This window comes from Halosimplex amylolyticum (assembly GCF_051414035.1).
GTDB lineage: Archaea > Halobacteriota > Halobacteria > Halobacteriales > Haloarculaceae > Halosimplex > Halosimplex amylolyticum.
Genome location: NZ_JBLKNW010000004.1, coordinates 86,442 through 104,609 on the forward strand (window position 1 = coordinate 86,442; position 18,168 = coordinate 104,609).

An 18,168-nucleotide genomic window follows, 5' to 3' on the forward strand; every position below is an offset into this window, starting at 1 on the left:
GCCCAAGCGGCGATCCTCGGTGAGTACGTTCGGGCCGAGGCCGCGGTCGCCGGCGGGCGTCAGGCCCCGCCCGCGCTCACAGACCGACGGACGCCGTGCCCAACCCCCGCCCACAGACCGGCGGACGCCGTGGCCAACCCCCGCCCACAGACCGACGGACGCCGGGCCCGCGGTCGCGGCGGAGCGTCCTCCGACAACCGTTTTAACCACGTCCACACATGGTAGGGTGAATGCTGGAGTTGGAGCACGGGTTCCGGGTGGTCGACGTGCACGCGCGCCTCGAACCGGACGAGGACCGGCGACAGCGCGAGGGGCTCGGCGACCCCGAACGACTGGAGCGGGAGATGCACCAGGCCGGCGTGGTGCGGTCGCTGGTGTTCCCGTTCGGCCGCGACGACAACTACCTCGCCGCGAACAACGCCGTCGCGCGGATGAGCGTCGGCCGCCCGTTCGTCGCCGTCGCCCGGATCAACGGCGCCCGCGACCCGGCGGACACGCCCGTAGCGACGCTGCGCAACCTCACCGCACACCGCACCGACGACCACACCTCCCCCGCCGACGTGGAGCAGTACGCCTACGACGACCGGTTCGTCGGGTTCAAACTCCACCCCGTGCGCGACGGTCTCCCCGACGAGGAGGTCCTGGAGGGGCTGGACGACGTGGGACTGCCCGTCGTCGTCCACGGCGGCCGCGGGTTCGGGCCCGACGCCGTCGAGGCGACGCTGCTACAGCACGACTTCCCGGTCGTGCTCGCGCACTTCGGCGGGTACCCGCTCGACCGCGACCTGATGGAGGCGAGCATCGACCTGCTCGATCGCTCGACGTCGCTGTACCTCGACACGAGTTTCGTCCGCTATCGCGACCCCCTCGAACGCGCCATCAGGGAGCACCCCGACCGCGTCCTGTTCGGCAGCGGATCGCCGGCCGCGCACCCGAACGTGGCGGTCATGGAGATACTCACGCTAGACGTGCCCGAGGACGCCATGCGGAAGGTCTTCTCGAACAACCCCGGGCGCGTCTTCGAGGCGCTCTCGCCCGCGGGCGGACAGTGATCTCCCGGGAGAACGGAACTCCCAGAGAAAAGTGACCCCTGGGCGGACAGTGCCGGCGAGCACCGGCCGTGTTCGCGGTCAGCGCCGGTCGTAGACGGCGACCGGCCGGTCCGAGCGGGCCGACCGGCCGTACGGGTTTCGCCGGGTCGACCGGTCGAGCAGTCGCGCCCAGGCGCCGTCCTTCGAGCCGACGGCGAGCCCCGACAGCACGTCGCGGCCGGTTCCCAGCCAGCCCGAGGGCGTCGCGTCGCCGCGGGCCACGTCGCGCAGTGAGTCCAGCGCGTCGCGACCGGCGTAGACGACGAGGCGCGCCGCCACGCGCGGGCGCACGCCGTAGTTTTTCACCAGCCGGTAGGCCAGCGAGCGGTACTTCCAGCCGGGGTCGGTCTCCGGGCCGCCGCCGTCGGCGCCGACCTCGCGGGCGACGCCCATCTCCGGCGCCCACGTCACCGAGAAGTCCATCGCGGCGAGGCGGTGGGCGCCGTCGCGGGCGCTCCCGATCTCCAGGTACTCGTCGAAGCCGTCGAGCGCGTCGAGCGCCGGCCGCGAGAAGGCGACGTTGCCGCCGTTGAAGTAGGTGATCTCCCGGCCCGCCAGCGCGTCGGATTCGACCTCCTCGGTCGTCATCCCGCCCCGGAGTTGCTCGTGGACCGGCCCCGACACGACGTCGGTCCCGTCCAGTTGGTCGGCGAGCGCGTCGTACCACTCGTCGGTGACGGACAGCCCCTGGTCGACGAGGGCGACGACGTCGCCGGTGGTCTGCTCGATGCCGGCGTTGCGCGCGGCCGTGACCGTCCGGTCGGCGACCTCGACGAGCACGTCCACGTCCTCGCGCTCGCGGACCATCCCGGTCGTCCCGTCGGTCGAGGGGCCGTTCACGACCACGATCTCGGCCACGGGCACGTGGTCGGCCAGCGCGTCGAGCGTCCGGGCGAGTTGCTCCCGGCCGTCCAGCGTCGGAACCACCACCGAGAGCTCCATACTGTCCGTAGCAGCCTCGACGCATATAAAAATCGTGGGACGAACGGCCCGGCGAACCGGAGTCGGCGACCACAACGCGGGGTCCACCGCGTGCCTCGTCAGTCGACGGTCGCGTTCCAGTAAGAGATCGAGGCCAGGCGGTCGCCGAGCGGCGTGCGGTCGATCGCCTCTTCGACCCGGCGGAACGCCTTCGCGACGCCGCCGGGGAGTTTGCGGTACAGGCCGAAGGGGACGACGAACTCGTGTGTCTCGTCGACGAGGCGCAGTTGCGCGGCGTCGAGCATGCCGTCGACTTCCCGCCGCGAGTAGAGTCGCGACCCCATCGGGAGCGCCCAGTTGTACAGCGACCGGCCCGAGGAGCGGTTGTAGGTCTCGAAGACGACCTGGCGCTTCGAGACGCGGGCCATCTCGCGGAGGTACTCCCCGGGGGTGTCCGCGAGGTGGAAGAATCGGATGGCGAAGACGGCGTCGAAGTGGTCGTCGGGGAACGGGAGCCGCGCGGCGTCGCCGCGCATGAACTCCAGGTGGTCGTCGACGCCCGCCTCTCGGGCCTTGTCGCGGCCCTCCCCGAGCATCGGCGCCGAGATGTCGAGGCCGACCACGTCCGCGCCCTGTTCGGCGAGCATCACGGAGAACCGGCCGGTGCCGCAGGCGATCTCGAGGATCTTCTTGTCTTCGACGGGCGCGAGCGCCTCGCCGACTGCGGCCTTCTCCAGTCTGTCGGTGAGCCGGCCCCCGCCGCGGGAGAAGCGTTTGTCCTCGTAGGACTCGACGACGGTTTCCTGCTGGTACCACTCCTTACCCTTCACGATACGGCAATTTCCCCAGTCTGGGACCAAAAGAGTACTGAAAGCGGACGCTCGGCGCGGTCGCGGGTCCGAACCGCCGCTACGACGTGTAGACCTCGTCCGGACGGATCTCGACGACGACGCGAGCGCCCGGGTCGGCGTCGTAGCTCGGGTACTCGTCGACGTCCATGTAGCGGCGGGCGAGTTCGTCGATGTGGTCCCTGGCGCCCTCCTCGGTCAGCGCCGTGACTTCGCCCGTGACCGAGCAGAAGCGATAGGGATCCTCCGGATCGACCATGCTGACGCCGACCTTCGGGTTCCAGGCGACGTTGCGCTCTTTCCGTCGGCCCCGCGCCGTGTTGATCAGCACCCGGTCGGCCTCGGGGTCGTAGTCGACCCAGACGGGCGTGACGTGCGGGAACCCATCGGGCGTCAGCGTCGCGAAGTGCGCGAACGTCCGCTTGTCGAACAGGTCGTGGAAGGACTCCGGGATGGATGCCATACGCGGATAAGGGGCTACAGCGCCGAAAGGACTCGGTCGACCGGGCGCTACTTGGAGGACGGGGCGCTATGTGGTGGACGAGCCGCTACGTGGGGGACGGGCCGCTACGTGGGGGACGGGCCGCTACGTGGGGGACGGGCCGCTACGCGGGGACGAACCGCCGTACACGCCGTTATTCGGCGATCCACTCGACGTTCGGGCGGAAATACAAGGGTACCTTATATGCTTTGGATACTTTGGTCATCCATATAGCCAACGTTTACCAGTACCCACCGGTGACCCTCAGGCATGAGCACGACCATAGACGATCCGGGTGCGGACGAGCGGCTCGGCGAGACCGAATTCCGCGAGCGCCTGCGCGAACTCCCTCCGAGCGCGAAGCTGGTGGCGAAAGTGCTGGAGACCGACGCGCCCCTCTCGCAGGGGAAACTGGCCGAGGAGTCGCTGTTGCCCGACCGGACCGTCCGCTACGCGCTGAACAGACTCGAAGACGAGGGGCTGATCGGGTCGCGACACAGCTTCCACGACGCGCGAAAACAGGTCTACTTCCTCAACAACTGAGCGCGGTCACTCGACGGACGGAGAGACCCGCTCGCCCTACCGCTGGGCGTACGCGTCTTCGGTCTCGTCGAAGTTCTCTATCTCGACGCCGTCGCCCGTGACGGTCGCCACGTAGACGCCGTTGCCGGAGCCGGTGTCGCGTTCGCTGGCCGCTTCGACCGCGCGAACCGCGAGGTCGCGCGCGTCGTCGAGGCTCATCTCGCGGTCGTACTCGCCCTCGATGGCCCCGTGGGCCAGTTGCATCCCGGAGCCAGTGACCGTGTAGTCGTCTTTCATGACCCCGCCGGCGGGGTCGATGCTGTAGACGTGGCTGCCCTCGCCGTCGACGCCGCCGAGGATCGGGTTGATCGCGAACCACGGGCCGCCGCGGGCGAAGTTACCCGCCAGCGTCGCCAGGGCGTGCATGCTGATCGGCTCGCCCTTGCGGACCTCGTAGAGGTCGACTTCCGAGCGGAGCGTCCGGATGAACGACTGGGCGCCGCCGACGGAACCGACGAGCGTCAGTACGCCGGTCGGGTGGATCTGCTCGACCTTCTGGACGGACTTGTTCGAGACGAAGCGGCCGCCGAGCGAGGCGCGCATGTCCGTCGCCACGACGACGCCCTCCTCCGTCGAGATGCCGACCGTGGTCGTCCCGGTCTTGTTGACCGAGTCGCCGTCGCGTGCCTGTGCGTCGGCGCCGGAGCCACCGAACTGTCCCGCGTCGAGTTCGGGCGCGGTCGGGTCCCCGATGGCGTCGGCGCCGGTCAGGGGGTCGGTGAATCTACTCATCGTCCGCACCTCCGAACTCCGCGAGGTGGCCGTCGATCTCTTCGGCCTCCAGCGAACGGACGCGGTGAATCTCCGTGTCCACGACGCTCACCTCGACCGCTTCGGGGTCGATCTCCTCGTTGCTCTGCGCGAGCGTTTCGAGTGCGAGGGTGATCCCGGCGTCGAGGTCCACGTCCCCGCGGTACTCGTCTTCGAGGAAGCTCATGAGCGTCTCGCGGTTGCCACCGATGGTGGTCGCCTGCCACTCGTAGGGGGTCCCCGAGGGGTCGGTCTCGAAGAGCTTCGGCGTGCCGTCGGGGTCGACGCCGCCGATAGCCAGCGCGGTGCCGAACGGGCGAACGCCGCCGCTCTGTGTGTGGCGCTGGATGTAGTCGGTGACCTCCTTGGCAAGCGCCTCGACGCCGATCGGTTCGTCGTAGCGAAGGCGGTTGACCTGCGCCTGCTCGCGGGCGAAGTCGATCAGCTGTCGCGCGTCGGCGACGTGGCCCGCGCTCGCGACCGCGATGTGGTCGTCGATGCGGTGGAGTTTCTCGATGCTCTGTTCCTCGACGAGCGGGGAGCGGACCTGGCGGTCCGCCGCGAGCACGACGCCGTCGGTCGTCCGAACGCCGACGCTCGCCGTCCCGCGCTTGATCGCTTCCCGGGCGTACTCGACCTGATAGAGGCGCCCGTCCGGCGAGAAGATCGTCATCCCGCGGTCGTACGCCTGCTGGTTCTGATCCTGCATAGTGTGCGTCACTGAGTCAGCGTGACTAACTTCCAGTTAGTGGTTGCCATATATAGGCCTTTTCACCAGACCACGGGACTCCGCGTCGGTGCGTCCCGCGGTCACAGCGGGGCCCGTCAGTCGTCGCCGATGGGATCGTCGATGTACCGCGCTTCGAGGCGGGCCGCGGTGGCCGGGCGTTCGATATACCGGGCGTCGACGACCGCGAGGGCCGCGGTGAGTAGGGCGAAGCCGACGGCGGCGGCGACGAGTTCGAGCGGGGTCGCCCCGACGAGAGCGTCGACCGGCGGGAAGTCGACTGCGAGCGCGACGAGGTACGTGACCGAGACGGCCGCGACGGCGACGGCGAGCCCGAGGGCGTGTTCCGAGCCGGCCCTCGGCGGCGTACGATCGCTGGCGTATCCCAGCGCGAGCGCGCTGACGGGAAACATGACGACGAGCCCCAGCGCCCAGGTCGTCACGGTCGTCTCGCCGGCCGCGAGGACGGACAGCAGTCCCCAGACCGCGAGCGAGACCAGCAGGGCGACCGCGCCGGCGAGTCGGGCGACGGCGGTCGTCTCGTACATCAGCGGCGGTCCTCGCCTCGCGGTAGGCTCCGCGAACTGTCGGCGGTCGGACCGGCGGTCGATAGGTGTTCGGAACTGGACTGGGTCGCGACGGGTCGCGCGGTCATATCGGTTGCCTACCCTCACGACTACAGCGGCTTAACTCGTGTCATCGGTCTCCCCGGGCCGACGGAGAAAATCGGCGGTCTGGGGCGGCCTCACCGGCTGAATCGGTCCGTTACGCGACGTTCGGCTCGACACGCACGAACTACTTCGGGTCGTTCGATACGGGTAGGGCCGTCAGGTAACGGGCTGACCGGCAGTCTCGGGTTCCGGCGCGACGGCACCGCCGATCGCGCCACCGATCGCGCCGGGGATCCCGGTCGCGGCGACCCAGACGAGCGCGGCGACGCCGGCCCCGAGTCCGAAGATGCCGGCCACGAGGGTCCCGACGAACAGCAGGACCAGCGCGACGACGATCCCCCCGATAGTCGTCGCGAGGAACCCGTGTACTGCGCCGCCACCCAGGCCTTCCCGAGCGGCGTACCCGGCGATCGCGCCGGCGATAAGGCCGGTCAATCCCGCCCCGATCGCCGGGAGGGTCGCGTCGGTGAACGGGAGGCCCAAGCCACCGAGGAGTCCGATCACGAGCGATGCGACGAGACCGTACAGGACAGCCATCCACTTTACCATGCGCGAATACAGGCTGGCTGACGTGTTAAGCGAACTTGCCGGCATCCACAGGTAATTTCAGCTTCACGTGCCAGATGGCCGCGGCCACGGACGGAATGGACGCGAGTTGTCAGCGAGGTGTGATTCGATCCGGCGGTCCGAGCTAATACAGCGAGAGGTGGCCGGTCACCTTGTCGACGAGGTCGTCGCGGGCGGGGCCGACGGCGAGCGCGCTGGCGGTGCCGGGTTCGAGCTGTGTGTGGCCGGCGTCGCGGACGACGGCGTGGGGGAGGCCTTCGCGCTCGGCCTTGTCGGCGAGTTCGAACAGCTGGGACTCGCTGTCGGCCTGCAGGACGACCTTCTTCTGGCCGCTGCCCTTCCACTCGTTTTTCGCCTGCCGGTCGGCGTCCTCGACGGCCATGAGGGAGGCGTGGGCGACCTGCGCGGCGAGTTTCCCCTCGCCCATCCCTAGGTCGGCCCGGGCGACGATGGCCTGTTTCATACTCCGATTGGCGGCCGGCGGGAGATAGGGTTTCTCATCGACGGTGGCACTTCCGCGGTCGAAACCGGCTTGTGATACCCGGTAGCAGTCGGGACGATGCGGATCGGCATCCAGCCCTACACGATCAGCGCGATCGACGAACCGCTCCCCGCGAAACTCGGCCGGATCGCCCGCGCCGGGTACGAGGGCGTCGAACTCGGCCCCGACGCGAACACCGACGCCGTCCACGACGCGCTCGCCGCCCACGACCTCGCCGTGTCGAGCATCGGGTCCGGGCTCGACGCGCTCGACGAGGACGTCGAGACCCACGCCGCAGCGTGCGACGCCTTCGGGACGGACGACGTGGTCGTCATGTGGATAGACCCCGAGGCGTTCGCGACTCGCGAGGCCGTCGAGTCGACCGCCGACCGGCTCGACGCCGCCGCCGACCGCCTGGCCGACTCCGGCCTCCGACTTCACTACCACAACCACGCGCACGAGTTCACGGACCTCGGTGCGACGACCGGGTACGAGGCGCTCGTCGACGCGACCGACGCCGTCCGCTTCGAGGTCGACGTGGGCTGGGCGGGGGTCGGCGGCGTCGACCCCGCGTCGCTACTCGACGACGTCGGCGACCGCGTCTCGCTCGTCCACCTCAAGGACATGGACTTCCAGGCCGGCGAGTTCGTCACCTTCGGCGAGGGGGATCTCGACGTGGGGACGACGGTCGAGGCGGCCCGCCGTATCGACGCCGAGTGGGGCCTCTTCGAGAACGACGAGCCCGTCGATCCCGTGGCCGAGCCCTCGCACGCGTCCCTGCGCCTGGACGAGCACACCGGCCACCTCGGTCGGGGCGACGACCCGGCGGCAGACCGCGCCGACGACGGCCAGCCGACGCACGTCGGCGACGGCGACTGACCTGTCCGCGTCCGGTGGTTGCGGCCCGGGCCGACACCCCGACCATGCGATAGCAGAAACAAGGTTTTCATGTGAGGCGAGTGTCAGCCAGTCTACTCATGGTCCTCCGTCCCTCCAGCGTTGCCGAAGCCCTCTCCGAGACCCTCCCGGACCAGACCTGGCAGCGGGATGCCACCGCCATCTTCCTGGTCGCGCTCGTCCTCCGCGGGTGGGTCTGGTCGAACACGGGCACAATGGTCGTCCGGGACGCCACCCGGTACCTGGCGTGGTGCAACGAGTTCTCGCTCGGGACGCTCTTCGGCACCCGGGCGCTGGTCTACTCCGGCTACTGGCTCCCCTACTGCGGTTGGCTGCGCGCGACGGGCGAGTACGTCCACGGCTGGGTCGGCGTCCAGATCGGGCTCTCGGCGCTGTCGTGCGTGCTGGTCTACGCCACCGGACGCCACCTCGTCGGTCGCTCCGCGGGCCTCGTCGCCGGCGGCGCGCTCGCCGTCCAGTGGGAGGTGTACCGCTGGGCGGCCCGACCGCAGTCGGAGTTCATGCTGACGTTCGCCGTCGCGCTGGCGCTGTGGCGCCTCGCGCACTACCACACGACGCCGACGACGCGCAACCGTCTGCTCGCCCTCGGAACCCTCGGGTTCGCTGCGCTCGTCCGACCGAACGGCCTGCCAATCGTCGCCGCGTACCTCCTCTACGACCTCCTGCCGGCGACGAGCGACCACCGGCTGAACCTGGGGTTCCCCGCGAAGATCAACCTCGCGCTCGTCGGCGGCCTCGTCGCCGCCATCGCCTACCGCCTGCAGTTCGGCTGGGCCCGCGGATCGATGCTGTTCCACTGGCGGGAGGGGATCGTCATCACGCCCGACCGGTTCGTCTACGACTACGCGCCGGCGCCGGCGAGCGGCGTCGTCGACTTCTTCGTCGCCAACGCCGAGCACGTCGTCGCCATCGCGACCCTCCGTGGCCTGTGGTTCTTCTCGCCGATCATGCCCGGCTGGTCGGAGAGCCACGCGCTGAGGGCGATGGTGACGCTCGGACCGCTATTTGTCCTCGCCGTGCTGGGGATCCACGCGGCGGTGGTCCGCGAACAGTGGGACCTGCTCGTGCTGTGGGTGACGCCGCTGGTCGCGGTGGTCGTGACGGCGATGGGCATCTGGGTCGCCGGCTGGCGCAACTTCCTCGGTCCCGCCGTCGTCGTCTACGCCCTCTTCGCCGGCTACTACGTCTCGCTGACCCGCTGGCCCGAACGAGTGCGCGTCCGCAGCCGAACGTAGCCCGCACTCGACCGCGTTCGGTGCGTTTCGCCCCGTCCCGCCCTCGACACGAGAGCCGCTGCCAACCGTGATGTTTTACCGCCGGCGGGCAGAGAAACCTGTATGATACTGTCGGACGCGGACATCCTGCGGCGCCTGGAAGAGGGGGATCTGGTGGTCGAACCTCTCGACGACCCGGACATCCAGATCCAGCCCGCCAGCGTCGACCTGCGCCTCGGGCGGGAGTTCCTGGAGTTCCAGCACGCCAACATCCCCTGCATCCACCCCAACAGCGAGAACGAGGTCGCCGAGTACGTCGAAGAGACCGTCGTCGACGAGGACGGCGAGTTCATCCTCCACCCCGGCGACTTCGTCCTCGGTACGACCTACGAACGCGTCGGTATCCCGGACGACCTCATCGCCCACGTCGAGGGACGCTCTTCGCTCGGTCGCCTCGCCATCGTCGTCCACGCCACCGCCGGCCTCTGCGACCCCGGTTACAAGGGGCAGATCACCCTCGAACTCTCCAACCTCGGCACCGCGCCCGTGGCGCTCACGCCCGGGATGCGCATCTCCCAGCTGACCTTCACGGAGCTGAAGACCCCCGCCGACCGCCCCTACGGGGAAGAGCGCGGTTCGAAGTACCAGGACCAGACCGGACCGCAGGCGTCGAAGATCCAGGGCGACCGCGAGTTCGGGGGTGACCAGTAGGGCGATGGTCGAAGCCCGAACTGCGACGGGGACGGGCGCGCGAGCGGCCGACCGGGCGGCATCCAGGCGGACCGGGTGGTCGGCGTGAAGTTCATCGAGGAACTCGTCGTCGAGGAGTTCCTGCCGACGTTTCGTTCGATGCTCGCCGAGTCGCTGCGCGAGCGCGGGCTGACCCAGAGCGAGGTCGCCGAACACCTCGGTATCAGCCAGAGCGCCGTCTCGAAGTACGTCCACGGCGAGGTCGAACGCAACGACCGCCTCCTCGGCGACCGCCGCCTGCGCGAACTGATCGAGCGCCTCGCCGAGGGGCTCGCCAGCGGCGAGATGAGCCGCGTCCAGGCGCTCGTCGAGGCCGAGGTGTTCGTCCGTCGCCTCGAACGCGGCGGCCTGCTCGCGCAACTCCACGAGGAGGAGATGCCCGGCCTCGCGGAGTACGGCGACGACCGCTTCGCCATCCACGACCCCGAAAGCACGGTCCGCGCCGCCGAGCAGGTGCTCGCCTCCCTCCGCCGCGGCGTCCGCATCCTCGAAAACACCGACGACTTCCCGGATCTCGTCCCCGCCGTCGGGTCGAACCTCGTCGAGTGCCTCCCCGACGCCGAGGGCATCGAGGACGTCGCCGCCGTCCCCGGCCGCATCCTCGACCTCGAAGGGACGACGGCCGTGCCCGCCGATCCCGAGTTCGGCGTCAGCGAACACGTCGCGAGCGTCCTGCTCGCCGCCCGCGCCGGCGGGAGCGACGCCCGCGCCGCCCTGAACGTCCGCTACGACGAGGAGATCGTCGAGACGCTGACCGACGCCGGCTACACCGCCGTCGAGTTCGACGCCGAGGCGGACCTCGAACCGGCCATCGCCGACGCGCTCGCGGAGTCGTCCGACGCCGACGTGCTCTACCAGACGGGCGGGTTCGGCGTCGAACCGATCGTCTACGTGCTGGCGGCCGACGCACCGACCGCCGCGCGGGCCGTCCGGGAGCGCTAATGGCCGACGACGTCGGCGCCACGCAGTCGTTCTACGGCCGGTGGGCGCGGGCCTACGACTGGCTCGCGACCGCGCCCGGCGTCGGCTCCTGGCGCGACCGCGCCGCCGACGCGCTGGCTCTCGACCCGGGCGACACCGTCGTCGAGATGGGCTGTGGCACCGGCGCGAACTTCTCGCACCTGCGCGACCGCGTCGGTCCCGACGGCCGAGTGGTCGGCGTCGACCTGACCCGCGGCATGCTGCGCCGGGCGAACGAGCGCGTCGACCGCGCCGGCTGGCAGAACGTCCACATCGCCCGCGCGGACGCGCGCCGACCGCCCATCGACGGCCCGGTCGACGCCGTCCTCGCGACGTTCGTCGTGGGGATGTTCGCCGACCCTCGACCCGCCGTCGAGCGGTGGGTCGAGACGCTGGCTCCCGGTGGACGCATCGCGCTGTTGAACGCCGGGCGCTCCGACCGGCGTGTGGCTGCGCCGCTGAACCTCGGTTTCCGCGCGTTCGTCCGGGCGGCCGCCCCCGGCGACGGCCGCGAGTCGCCGTCGAAGAGCCTGGAACGGCGCGTCGCCACCGCGCGCGACGCGGTCTACTCGAACTGCCCCGACCACGGCTACGAGGAGTTCGGCCTCGGCTACCTCGGCCTCGCCTGGGGCGAACGGAGCGAGGTCTAGCCGTTGTTCGGAGAGTAAACTGTTTAATCGCGAAGTCTGCGACCGCTACCGCCGCAGATATGCTGACCACCAACAGCGTGAAAGCCCCCGCTGGCTCGGCTCCCGCGGGTCGCTGCGCTCCTCACTTCGTTCCGGTGCTTGCTTCCCCGGGGTTCGCCGAGCCAGCGGCCCCTTTCAGTCCCACCCGTGTCGGCTGGTCGGCGAGTCTGTGCGGGTGGGAATGAAAGGGGCGACGCGTTCGACGAAGGCGGCCGACGGTGAGCCGAACGGAGTGAGGCGAACGTCGGGAGAGCAAGCTCTCCCGGAACAAGCACCACAGCGAAGCGAGGAGCGCAGCGAGGCCCCCGTCGCGAGGGACCTTCGGTCCCTCGGACCATGCGAGCGGGCCTTCGGCCCGCGAGCAGAAGTCGAACGCGTCGGGGCTTTCACGCTGTTTGCAGTATTATCTCCGAATTCCCATCCGCCTCCTCGAATCTCTCACGCAAGACCTCACTCACGAGTCGCGCTCGAAGACGGCCGCCCCGAACGAGTCGGGCACGGACAGCGACCCGGACTCGACGCGGTAGACGAGACAGCCGGCGAGGGTCAGCAGGCTGCCGTAGAGGACGGGCGTCCCGAGGCGGAAGACCGGCAGGAGCGCGTCGAGGATGGGCTGGGCGGTGGCCGAATCGACGGGAGCCACTCGAACCGCTTCCCGAACCGTGCGGAACGACATCGAGAGGTTGGCCAGGAGCGCGCCGGCGACGAACACCCGGCGACCGCGACCGGCGGGGAGGTCGTACAGCAGGACGACCAGTGAGAACGCCGTGTAGGCGTAGTAGAGCAACAGCGACGGGACGGCCACGACCATCGCGACGAGGGTCCCGTGGATCGCCACGTGGCGGTCGGTCGTCGTCTCGACGCGCCAGTAGAGGGCAGCGAGCACGGGCGCGAGCAGTGCCGCGGCCCCCACCGCGTACCACACGGGATCGACGGTGGGGAACAGCGCCGAGAGCGGGCGGCGGAGGGTGACGAAGCCCCGATCGGGCGCGAGGCCGCCGACGAACGCCGCGGTCTCGCGCCGGGGCACGAGCGCGTCGACGACGTAGGTCCGGGTCGTGTCGACGCCGAAGGCGAGCAGGCCGAGCGCCGTCAGTCCGGCGGCGGTGCCGACGGCCGCACCGATCGCGCGCCAGGCACGCCTGCGGAGGAGCCAGAGCCCGACGAGGCCGGGGAAGACCTTCACGAACGCCGGGAGGGCGAGCGCGGCACCGGCGCGCGTCTCGCGGTCGCGCGCCAGCCAGACGAACCCCGCGACGAGCGCGGCGACGAGGAGGTGGTTCACCTGGCCGTAGGCGAGCGAGGGCGCCGAGTGCGCGGAAGCGAAGAGGAACGCGAACAGGAGCGCGCGCTCCGCGCGACCGACCGAATAGCCGAGCGACTCGACGTAGTCCGCGAGGAGTCGCGTGGCCGCGGCCGTCGCCAGCCCGGAGACGAGCGTGATCGCGACGAAGCCGGGTACCCAGCGCTCGGCGAGCGCGGAGGGGAGGAAAGCGAGCACGGTCGCGGGCGGGTAGAGGTAGTGATACCCGCTGTCCGGCGGGGTGACGGCGTAGAAGTTCTCGCCCGCGAGGGCCGCTTCCGCGGCGACGTGGTAGACGCGGTAGTTGAGCCCGAAGGTGCCCGGTCTGTTGACGGCGTAGTTGGCGAGCGCGATCAGCCCGAGGAGCGCACCCGTTCCGAACACCGCCAGCGCGTCGCGCCTCCGGTCGGCCATACTCGCCGGTGCGACGGTGAGGGTCTTGGATGTGACGAACGCCTGTCTCGATCGGCGGGCGGAGCGGACGGCCTCGGGAGCGGCGCTACACTCGGTAGCGCTCGGCGTGTTCGGGGCAGAACTCGGGCTCTCCCAGTTGCGCCCGAACGACGCCGGGCTGGCGGTGCGGGTTCGCCAGCCGACATCCCTCGTCGTCGCAGAAACCCTCGCCGGTCGCCAGGTAGTGATACGTCTGCAGGACGTAGCCTCTCAGCGCATCCGTCGTCCGCGGGTCGTCCGCGACGAGGAACTCCCCGTCGACCTCGTTCTCCAGCACTTCCCGCGGCGGCGAGTCGCCCGAGAGCAGCGCGTGTTTCTGCTGTTCCCTGTAGTACTGCTCGGGCTTGGCGGGGGCCTCGTAGAGGCCGGGAACCGAGACGAGTCCGGGCTGGCCGAGGACGTTCACGCGCTTGTGCCAGCGGCCGTCGTGGTCGCCCCAGGTTCCGACGACGCGGTCGAGCAGGGGGACGTGGAGGTGGTCGAGTCCGCGCTCGTCGTCGGGGAGCAAGTCGTGGAGGATCGCCTGGACCTGCAGGCCGTCGTAGATGACGCCGCCGGCGCGCTCGGGGTTGTCGAGCGCGCGTTCTTCGTAGCGGACGATGCCGACCATCGTGTTACCCGTGTCGCGTTCGTACGGCGAGAGTACTCGCGCCTCGGCGAACGACTCGGCGAGGTCGTCGTCGCCGAAGACGGACAGGAATCGGTCGCGCACCGCGACCTCCGCGTCGACGCGGTCGCGGAGCCAGTCGGCGACCGCGTCCGCGTCGGCTTCGGTCGTCGGCGCGCGATAGATCGTGACCTCCTCGACCATACGAATCGGTGGTACCACCGAGTGAAACGGTTTGCGGGTTCCGCTCGTCGCGGGGCCGCCCACCCGCGGCCCGCTATATCTCGCTCCCGTCGAAGCGCTCGTGGCGCTGGTCGTCCATCTCGGCCAGGTGCTCCCTGATGACGCTCCGCCTGTCCTTCCGATTGCACGCCGTCGCCGGACACGCGACGTACTCGCGCTCGCGGGGTGCTGTCTCGGGCATGTGTCGTGCTACGCACCCTCTCGCTATATTCCGACTGATCGCTCCCTTGCGAGGTACTTGCGAGAATGCGGTCCAAAAAATCTATACATTAGCGTACAGACCAGAACTATATCAGACAGAAATGTCCAATAGAGAGTTCGAAGTCGCGGACGACTTCCTGACCATCGGGCGGACGTTCGCGGAGTACCGGCGGATGTTCGACCTGGGGATCGACGACCTGGCGGGTCGGGAGCTACTCGACTGCGGGGGCGGCGCGGGCGCGTTCACGGCCACGGCCGCGGAACTCGCGGCCGACGCCGGCGCCGTCGACCCGCTGTACGGACCGCCGGCGGCGGCGCTCGAGTCGGAACTCGACGCGGCCATCGAGTACAACGTCACGCAGCTCCGCGAGAAACGGGATCTCTTCGTCTGGGACTTCTACGGGGACGTCGATACCCGCAGCCGGTACCTCCGGGCGGCCGCCGAGCGCTTCCTCGCCGACTACGCCACCCACCCCGACCGATACGTCGCCGGCGGACTCCCCGACCTCCCCGTCGACGACGACAGCGTCGACCTCGCGCTGGTCGCGAACCTCCTCTTCGTCTACGACGACCGGCTCGACCGCGAGTTCCACGCGGCCGCGCTTCGCGACCTGGCCCGCGTGGCTCGCGAGGAGGTCCGCGTGTTCCCGCTGCACTCGCTGGACCGGACGCGCTCGGAGTACGTCGAACCGGTGGCCGAGTCGCTCCGGACCGACGGCCACAGGGTTTCGCTCCGGGAGGTCCCCTACGAGTTCCAGCCCGGCGCGACGGAGATGCTCGTGATCGAACCGTGAACCGACCGGTCGGCGCGACGGGGCGTCGACGCCGTCGCGTCGATCCGCCTGGGCGACAGGATTCCACCTGTGTGCAGGGTCCACGTCACTCTCGCGCGCGGGTCCGGACGGTCAACACGGGTCTGCTGGCGCCGCGAACGACCGCCGTGGCGACGCTGCCCATCACGAACCGGTCGAGACCCGTCCGCCCGTGGGTCCCGACCACGATCAGGTCGACGTCCTGATCGTCCGCGAACTCGAGGATCACCCGTTCGGGTTCGCCCTCCCGCGTCTCGGGCGCGACGTCGACACCGTCCTGCGCACCGCGAGCGCGCAGGGCGTCGCCGATCGCTTCGCCCTGCTGTTCGAGCACGGCGTGCAGCGCCCCCGTGCTCCCGAATCGGCTGTCGACCACGTAGAGGCCGTAGACCGTCGCGTCGTGGGCGGCGGCGAGTCCGAACGCGTAGTCGCGCGCGTGCTGAGCGCTCTCGCTCCCGTCGGTCGCCAGCAGGATGCGCCGGATCCCCCGGTCGATGTCGGGACCGTCCGCGCGGACGATCAACACCGGCATCGTCGAGTGCTGGGCGACCTGCCGGGCCACCGAGCGCCGGAGGAACCGGGCCAGTCGCCCGCGGGCGTGCGCACCGATCACGACGAGGTCGACCTCGTTCGCGGACGCGTACTCGACGATTTCCTCCGTCGGGTGCCCGACGGCGATCGCTCCAGTGGCGGCGACATCGGCGTCGTCGCAGGCCTCGGTCGCCTCGTCGAGAGCCGACTGGGCCGTCTCCCGCACCGACGCTTCGATCCGATCGCCGAGATCGGAGTCGCGGGACCGCTCGGGGACGGCGCTCCTGTCGACGACGGCGAGCGCGCGGACCGTCGTGTCGTCGTCCGCAAGCGCGAGCGCGTACCTGACGGCGCGATCGCTCGCCTCGCTCCCGTCGACTGGGACGAGTATCCGGTCGAACATACGATCCGTTAGAGCCCCCACAACAAGGCGATTCCGAGGACGGTCACCACCGAGAGGAGAAGTTGCAGCGGGGCGCCCACGCGCATGTAGTCGGTGAAGCGGTAGCCGCCCGGGCCGTAGACGAACAGGTTCGTCTGGTAGCCGATGGGGCCGAGGAACGCGGTCGACGCGGCGAAGGTGACCGCCAGCACGAACGCGAACGGGTTCGCGCCGATAGCGGTGGCCGCGGCCGCCGCGACGGGGATCATCAACACCACGCTCGCGTTGTTGCTGATCACCTCGGTGATCAGTCCGGTCGCGACGTAGAACACCCACAGTACGAGCAGGTCCGGGAGGAAGCCCGCCGACGCTGCCACCGCGTTGCCGGCGAGCGCCGCGGCGCCGGTCCGTTCGAGCGCCACGCCGAGCGGGATGACCCCCGCCAGCAGGAAGATGACGGTCCAGTCCACCGACTCGTACAACTCGCCCGGTCCGAGCACGCCCGCGACGACCATGGTGACGACGCCAGCGAGCGCGGAGACCATGATGTCCTGCTGGAAGCCCGCGACCACCGAGAGCTGCTGGATCCCGGTTGCACCGACTAGAACGGTTGCGAGCAACTCCCACGGGAGCGCCACGAGGCCCACGACTCCGATCATGATCGCGATCGCGTGCGGGATCTTCTCGGACCGGTAGTCGGGGTCGCCGACGTCCCGCGAGAGAACGAAGTCGCGGGTCCGCGCGAGGCGGTCGACGCCGCCGGCGCTCGCCCGGACGAGGAGCGTGTCGCCCCCGCGGATGGTGAAGTCGTCGAGGCGGTCCCGGACGGCGCCGCTCCGCGTGCGAAGGGCCAGGACCGTCGCGTCGTAGCGCGCGCGGAACGTCGAACTGCGGAGAGTCTGGCCGACGAGCGGGGAACTCGACGGGACCACGACGTGCACGAGCGACCGGTCGTCCGTCGCCGCTCGATCGGCACCGTCGACCGCTTCGCCTGCTCCCGGAAGGACCAGCCCGTCGACGTCGTCGAGTCCCCCGAGCGTCTCGCTGGTCGCCCGGATCACCAGCGTGTCGTCTGGGCGGAGTCGCCGCTGGTCCAACTCGTCGGTGAACCGCTCCCCGTCGCGGATTAGCTGAAGGAGGTCGGCGTCCACGCCGGACGCTTCGACCGCGGTCGTCGCCCGCCGACCCACGAGGGGCGACCCGTCGTCGACGACGAATTCCGCGAGGTACTCCTTGACGCCGGTTTCATCGACGGCTACATCCGGTGGGACCCGTTCGGGGAGGAGCCGATGGCCGACGGTCATGAGGTAGAGTCCCCCGACCACGAGGACGACGGCGCCGAGGGAGGTGAACTCGAAGAAGTCGAACGCGTGGAGGCTCGGGTACTTGCGGGAGAGCCGCGCCGACGTGGCGCTCGCGAGGATGTTCGTCGACGTCCCGATGAGCGTGAGCATGCCGCCGAGTTGCGAGGCGTACGAGAGCGGGATCAGCAGTTTCGACGGCGACGTGTTGCCCTTGTGGGCGACGTCAGAGATGACGGGCACGAGGACCGCGACGACCGGCGTGTTGTTGAGGAACCCCGACAACGGCCCGGCGACGCTGATCGTTGCCAGCAGTTGCCTGTCGAGGCTATCGCCGGCGAACGCGGTGATCTTCCGGCCGACGATCTGGACGGCACCCGTCCGGCTGATCCCCGCGCTCAGGATGAACATCGCGAGGACCGTTATCGTCGCCGGGCTGGAAAAGCCCGATATCCCGTCGGTCGGCGAGATCTGGGTCCACGGTTCGAGCACGATCAGCGTGACCATGATCGCGATCGCGGTCACGTCGATGGGGAGCCACTCCGTCACGAACAGCACGACCGCGGCGAGCGTGACGGCGAACACCACGAGCATCTGGGGGGTCACGCCCGTCGGAGGTGCCACCTGCCAGACGCTCGCGGAGACCATGGAGAGACGAACGGAAGTCCCGATAAAGAAGGCCCGT

21 protein-coding genes are annotated in these 18,168 nt (G+C 69.9%); 8 read left to right on the plus strand and 13 right to left on the minus strand.

Features of this window, described 5'->3' with window-relative positions; genetic code table 11:
* The first annotated feature begins 230 nt into the window (after positions 1 to 230).
* Entirely contained in the window at positions 231 to 1,052 is an 822-nt protein-coding gene (locus tag ACMGFE_RS17210) for an amidohydrolase family protein (protein WP_436926468.1), read from the plus strand.
* 78 nt (positions 1,053 to 1,130) lie between these two features.
* Here the strand turns inward: ACMGFE_RS17210 and ACMGFE_RS17215 are convergent, their stop codons facing one another.
* The 3 genes from ACMGFE_RS17215 to ACMGFE_RS17225 form a co-directional block, all read right to left on the minus strand.
* Positions 1,131 to 2,033, minus strand: a complete 903-nt coding sequence (locus tag ACMGFE_RS17215; RefSeq protein WP_436926469.1) for a glycosyltransferase family 2 protein — start codon at positions 2,031 to 2,033, stop codon at positions 1,131 to 1,133.
* A 98-nt stretch (positions 2,034 to 2,131) separates the two neighbouring features.
* Positions 2,132 to 2,842 carry a class I SAM-dependent methyltransferase gene (locus ACMGFE_RS17220; RefSeq protein WP_436926470.1) on the minus strand — a complete coding sequence of 237 codons (711 nt, stop codon included), beginning with the start codon at positions 2,840 to 2,842 and terminating at the stop codon, positions 2,132 to 2,134.
* A gap of 79 nt (positions 2,843 to 2,921) precedes the next feature.
* Positions 2,922 to 3,323 carry a PPOX class F420-dependent oxidoreductase gene (locus tag ACMGFE_RS17225; protein WP_436926471.1) on the minus strand — a complete coding sequence of 134 codons (402 nt, stop codon included), beginning with the start codon at positions 3,321 to 3,323 and terminating at the stop codon, positions 2,922 to 2,924.
* A gap of 288 nt (positions 3,324 to 3,611) precedes the next feature.
* Here ACMGFE_RS17225 and ACMGFE_RS17230 point away from each other — a divergent pair, with 288 nt between their 5' ends.
* The gene (locus ACMGFE_RS17230; protein ID WP_436926472.1) at positions 3,612 to 3,884 is read left to right on the plus strand and encodes a winged helix-turn-helix domain-containing protein; all 273 of its coding nucleotides are present in this window, start codon (positions 3,612 to 3,614) and stop codon (positions 3,882 to 3,884) included.
* Positions 3,885 to 3,920: 36 nt separating this feature from the next.
* Here ACMGFE_RS17230 and psmB read toward each other — a convergent pair whose 3' ends face one another.
* The 5 genes from psmB to pth2 form a co-directional block, all read right to left on the minus strand.
* On the minus strand, positions 3,921 to 4,655 hold the full coding sequence (gene psmB / locus ACMGFE_RS17235) for an archaeal proteasome endopeptidase complex subunit beta (protein WP_436926473.1): 735 nt from the start codon (positions 4,653 to 4,655) through the stop codon (positions 3,921 to 3,923).
* Complete coding sequence (psmA, locus tag ACMGFE_RS17240) at positions 4,648 to 5,382, minus strand: archaeal proteasome endopeptidase complex subunit alpha (protein WP_436926474.1); 735 nt, start codon at positions 5,380 to 5,382, stop codon at positions 4,648 to 4,650. The genes psmB and psmA overlap by 8 nt, the downstream gene beginning before the upstream one ends.
* 116 nt (positions 5,383 to 5,498) lie before the next feature.
* Positions 5,499 to 5,948 (minus strand): hypothetical protein, encoded by a 450-nt coding sequence (locus ACMGFE_RS17245; protein WP_436926475.1) that lies wholly within the window; start codon positions 5,946 to 5,948, stop codon positions 5,499 to 5,501.
* A gap of 279 nt (positions 5,949 to 6,227) precedes the next feature.
* Positions 6,228 to 6,620, minus strand: a complete 393-nt coding sequence (locus ACMGFE_RS17250; protein ID WP_436926476.1) for a DUF5518 domain-containing protein — start codon at positions 6,618 to 6,620, stop codon at positions 6,228 to 6,230.
* A 142-nt stretch (positions 6,621 to 6,762) separates the two neighbouring features.
* Positions 6,763 to 7,101 carry a peptidyl-tRNA hydrolase Pth2 gene (gene pth2, locus ACMGFE_RS17255; RefSeq protein WP_415380744.1) on the minus strand — a complete coding sequence of 113 codons (339 nt, stop codon included), beginning with the start codon at positions 7,099 to 7,101 and terminating at the stop codon, positions 6,763 to 6,765.
* A gap of 96 nt (positions 7,102 to 7,197) precedes the next feature.
* Here pth2 and ACMGFE_RS17260 point away from each other — a divergent pair, with 96 nt between their 5' ends.
* The 5 genes from ACMGFE_RS17260 to ACMGFE_RS17280 all read left to right on the plus strand — a co-directional run bounded on the left by ACMGFE_RS17260 (position 7,198) and on the right by ACMGFE_RS17280 (position 11,611).
* A complete protein-coding gene (locus tag ACMGFE_RS17260) occupies positions 7,198 to 7,998 on the plus strand; it encodes a sugar phosphate isomerase/epimerase family protein (protein ID WP_436926477.1) in 801 nt (266 codons plus the stop codon).
* Positions 7,999 to 8,096: 98 nt separating this feature from the next.
* Positions 8,097 to 9,272: a glycosyltransferase family 39 protein gene (locus ACMGFE_RS17265; RefSeq protein WP_436926478.1), complete on the plus strand. Its 1,176-nt coding sequence runs from the start codon at positions 8,097 to 8,099 to the stop codon at positions 9,270 to 9,272.
* A 102-nt stretch (positions 9,273 to 9,374) separates the two neighbouring features.
* Positions 9,375 to 9,962: a dCTP deaminase gene (gene dcd, locus ACMGFE_RS17270; RefSeq protein ID WP_436926479.1), complete on the plus strand. Its 588-nt coding sequence runs from the start codon at positions 9,375 to 9,377 to the stop codon at positions 9,960 to 9,962.
* An 84-nt stretch (positions 9,963 to 10,046) separates the two neighbouring features.
* A complete protein-coding gene (locus ACMGFE_RS17275) occupies positions 10,047 to 10,943 on the plus strand; it encodes a thiamine-phosphate synthase family protein (protein WP_436926480.1) in 897 nt (298 codons plus the stop codon).
* Positions 10,943 to 11,611, plus strand: coding sequence for a class I SAM-dependent methyltransferase (locus ACMGFE_RS17280; protein WP_436926481.1), 669 nt, complete (start codon positions 10,943 to 10,945; stop codon positions 11,609 to 11,611). The genes ACMGFE_RS17275 and ACMGFE_RS17280 overlap by 1 nt, the downstream gene beginning before the upstream one ends.
* A gap of 493 nt (positions 11,612 to 12,104) precedes the next feature.
* On the opposite strand, the gene ACMGFE_RS17285 is transcribed toward ACMGFE_RS17280, so the two are convergent.
* From ACMGFE_RS17285 to ACMGFE_RS17295, 3 genes are all read right to left on the minus strand, one after another.
* On the minus strand, positions 12,105 to 13,367 hold the full coding sequence (locus ACMGFE_RS17285; RefSeq protein WP_436926482.1) for a glycosyltransferase family 87 protein: 1,263 nt from the start codon (positions 13,365 to 13,367) through the stop codon (positions 12,105 to 12,107).
* Positions 13,368 to 13,452: 85 nt separating this feature from the next.
* Positions 13,453 to 14,217 carry a DUF7001 family protein gene (locus tag ACMGFE_RS17290; protein ID WP_436926483.1) on the minus strand — a complete coding sequence of 255 codons (765 nt, stop codon included), beginning with the start codon at positions 14,215 to 14,217 and terminating at the stop codon, positions 13,453 to 13,455.
* Positions 14,218 to 14,290: 73 nt separating this feature from the next.
* Entirely contained in the window at positions 14,291 to 14,437 is a 147-nt protein-coding gene (locus tag ACMGFE_RS17295; RefSeq protein ID WP_436926484.1) for a hypothetical protein, read from the minus strand.
* A gap of 121 nt (positions 14,438 to 14,558) precedes the next feature.
* Here ACMGFE_RS17295 and ACMGFE_RS17300 point away from each other — a divergent pair, with 121 nt between their 5' ends.
* Positions 14,559 to 15,251 (plus strand): class I SAM-dependent methyltransferase, encoded by a 693-nt coding sequence (locus tag ACMGFE_RS17300; RefSeq protein ID WP_436926485.1) that lies wholly within the window; start codon positions 14,559 to 14,561, stop codon positions 15,249 to 15,251.
* 85 nt (positions 15,252 to 15,336) lie between these two features.
* On the opposite strand, the gene ACMGFE_RS17305 is transcribed toward ACMGFE_RS17300, so the two are convergent.
* Together ACMGFE_RS17305 and ACMGFE_RS17310 are read right to left on the minus strand one after the other, a co-directional pair.
* Positions 15,337 to 16,203 (minus strand): universal stress protein, encoded by an 867-nt coding sequence (locus ACMGFE_RS17305; RefSeq protein WP_436926486.1) that lies wholly within the window; start codon positions 16,201 to 16,203, stop codon positions 15,337 to 15,339.
* An 8-nt stretch (positions 16,204 to 16,211) separates the two neighbouring features.
* Positions 16,212 to 18,131 carry an SLC13 family permease gene (locus ACMGFE_RS17310; protein ID WP_436926487.1) on the minus strand — a complete coding sequence of 640 codons (1,920 nt, stop codon included), beginning with the start codon at positions 18,129 to 18,131 and terminating at the stop codon, positions 16,212 to 16,214.
* Positions 18,132 to 18,168 lie beyond the last annotated feature (37 nt).

Bases quoted from the DNA above. Each gene is read 5' to 3' on its own strand.
- ACMGFE_RS17210 (WP_436926468.1), top strand. From the start codon at position 231: ATGCTGGAGTTGGAGCACGGGTTCCGGGTGGTCGACGTGCACGCGCGC.
- ACMGFE_RS17215 (WP_436926469.1), bottom strand. From the start codon at position 2,033: ATGGAGCTCTCGGTGGTGGTTCCGACGCTGGACGGCCGGGAGCAACTC.
- ACMGFE_RS17225 (WP_436926471.1), bottom strand. From the start codon at position 3,323: ATGGCATCCATCCCGGAGTCCTTCCACGACCTGTTCGACAAGCGGACG.
- ACMGFE_RS17230 (WP_436926472.1), top strand. From the start codon at position 3,612: ATGAGCACGACCATAGACGATCCGGGTGCGGACGAGCGGCTCGGCGAG.
- psmB (WP_436926473.1), bottom strand. From the start codon at position 4,655: ATGAGTAGATTCACCGACCCCCTGACCGGCGCCGACGCCATCGGGGAC.
- psmA (WP_436926474.1), bottom strand. From the start codon at position 5,382: ATGCAGGATCAGAACCAGCAGGCGTACGACCGCGGGATGACGATCTTC.
- ACMGFE_RS17245 (WP_436926475.1), bottom strand. From the start codon at position 5,948: ATGTACGAGACGACCGCCGTCGCCCGACTCGCCGGCGCGGTCGCCCTG.
- ACMGFE_RS17250 (WP_436926476.1), bottom strand. From the start codon at position 6,620: ATGGTAAAGTGGATGGCTGTCCTGTACGGTCTCGTCGCATCGCTCGTG.
- pth2 (WP_415380744.1), bottom strand. From the start codon at position 7,101: ATGAAACAGGCCATCGTCGCCCGGGCCGACCTAGGGATGGGCGAGGGG.
- ACMGFE_RS17260 (WP_436926477.1), top strand. From the start codon at position 7,198: ATGCGGATCGGCATCCAGCCCTACACGATCAGCGCGATCGACGAACCG.
- ACMGFE_RS17265 (WP_436926478.1), top strand. From the start codon at position 8,097: ATGGTCCTCCGTCCCTCCAGCGTTGCCGAAGCCCTCTCCGAGACCCTC.
- dcd (WP_436926479.1), top strand. From the start codon at position 9,375: ATGATACTGTCGGACGCGGACATCCTGCGGCGCCTGGAAGAGGGGGAT.
- ACMGFE_RS17280 (WP_436926481.1), top strand. From the start codon at position 10,943: ATGGCCGACGACGTCGGCGCCACGCAGTCGTTCTACGGCCGGTGGGCG.
- ACMGFE_RS17285 (WP_436926482.1), bottom strand. From the start codon at position 13,367: ATGGCCGACCGGAGGCGCGACGCGCTGGCGGTGTTCGGAACGGGTGCG.
- ACMGFE_RS17290 (WP_436926483.1), bottom strand. From the start codon at position 14,217: ATGGTCGAGGAGGTCACGATCTATCGCGCGCCGACGACCGAAGCCGAC.
- ACMGFE_RS17295 (WP_436926484.1), bottom strand. From the start codon at position 14,437: ATGCCCGAGACAGCACCCCGCGAGCGCGAGTACGTCGCGTGTCCGGCG.
- ACMGFE_RS17300 (WP_436926485.1), top strand. From the start codon at position 14,559: ATGTCCAATAGAGAGTTCGAAGTCGCGGACGACTTCCTGACCATCGGG.
- ACMGFE_RS17305 (WP_436926486.1), bottom strand. From the start codon at position 16,203: ATGTTCGACCGGATACTCGTCCCAGTCGACGGGAGCGAGGCGAGCGAT.
- ACMGFE_RS17310 (WP_436926487.1), bottom strand. From the start codon at position 18,131: ATGGTCTCCGCGAGCGTCTGGCAGGTGGCACCTCCGACGGGCGTGACC.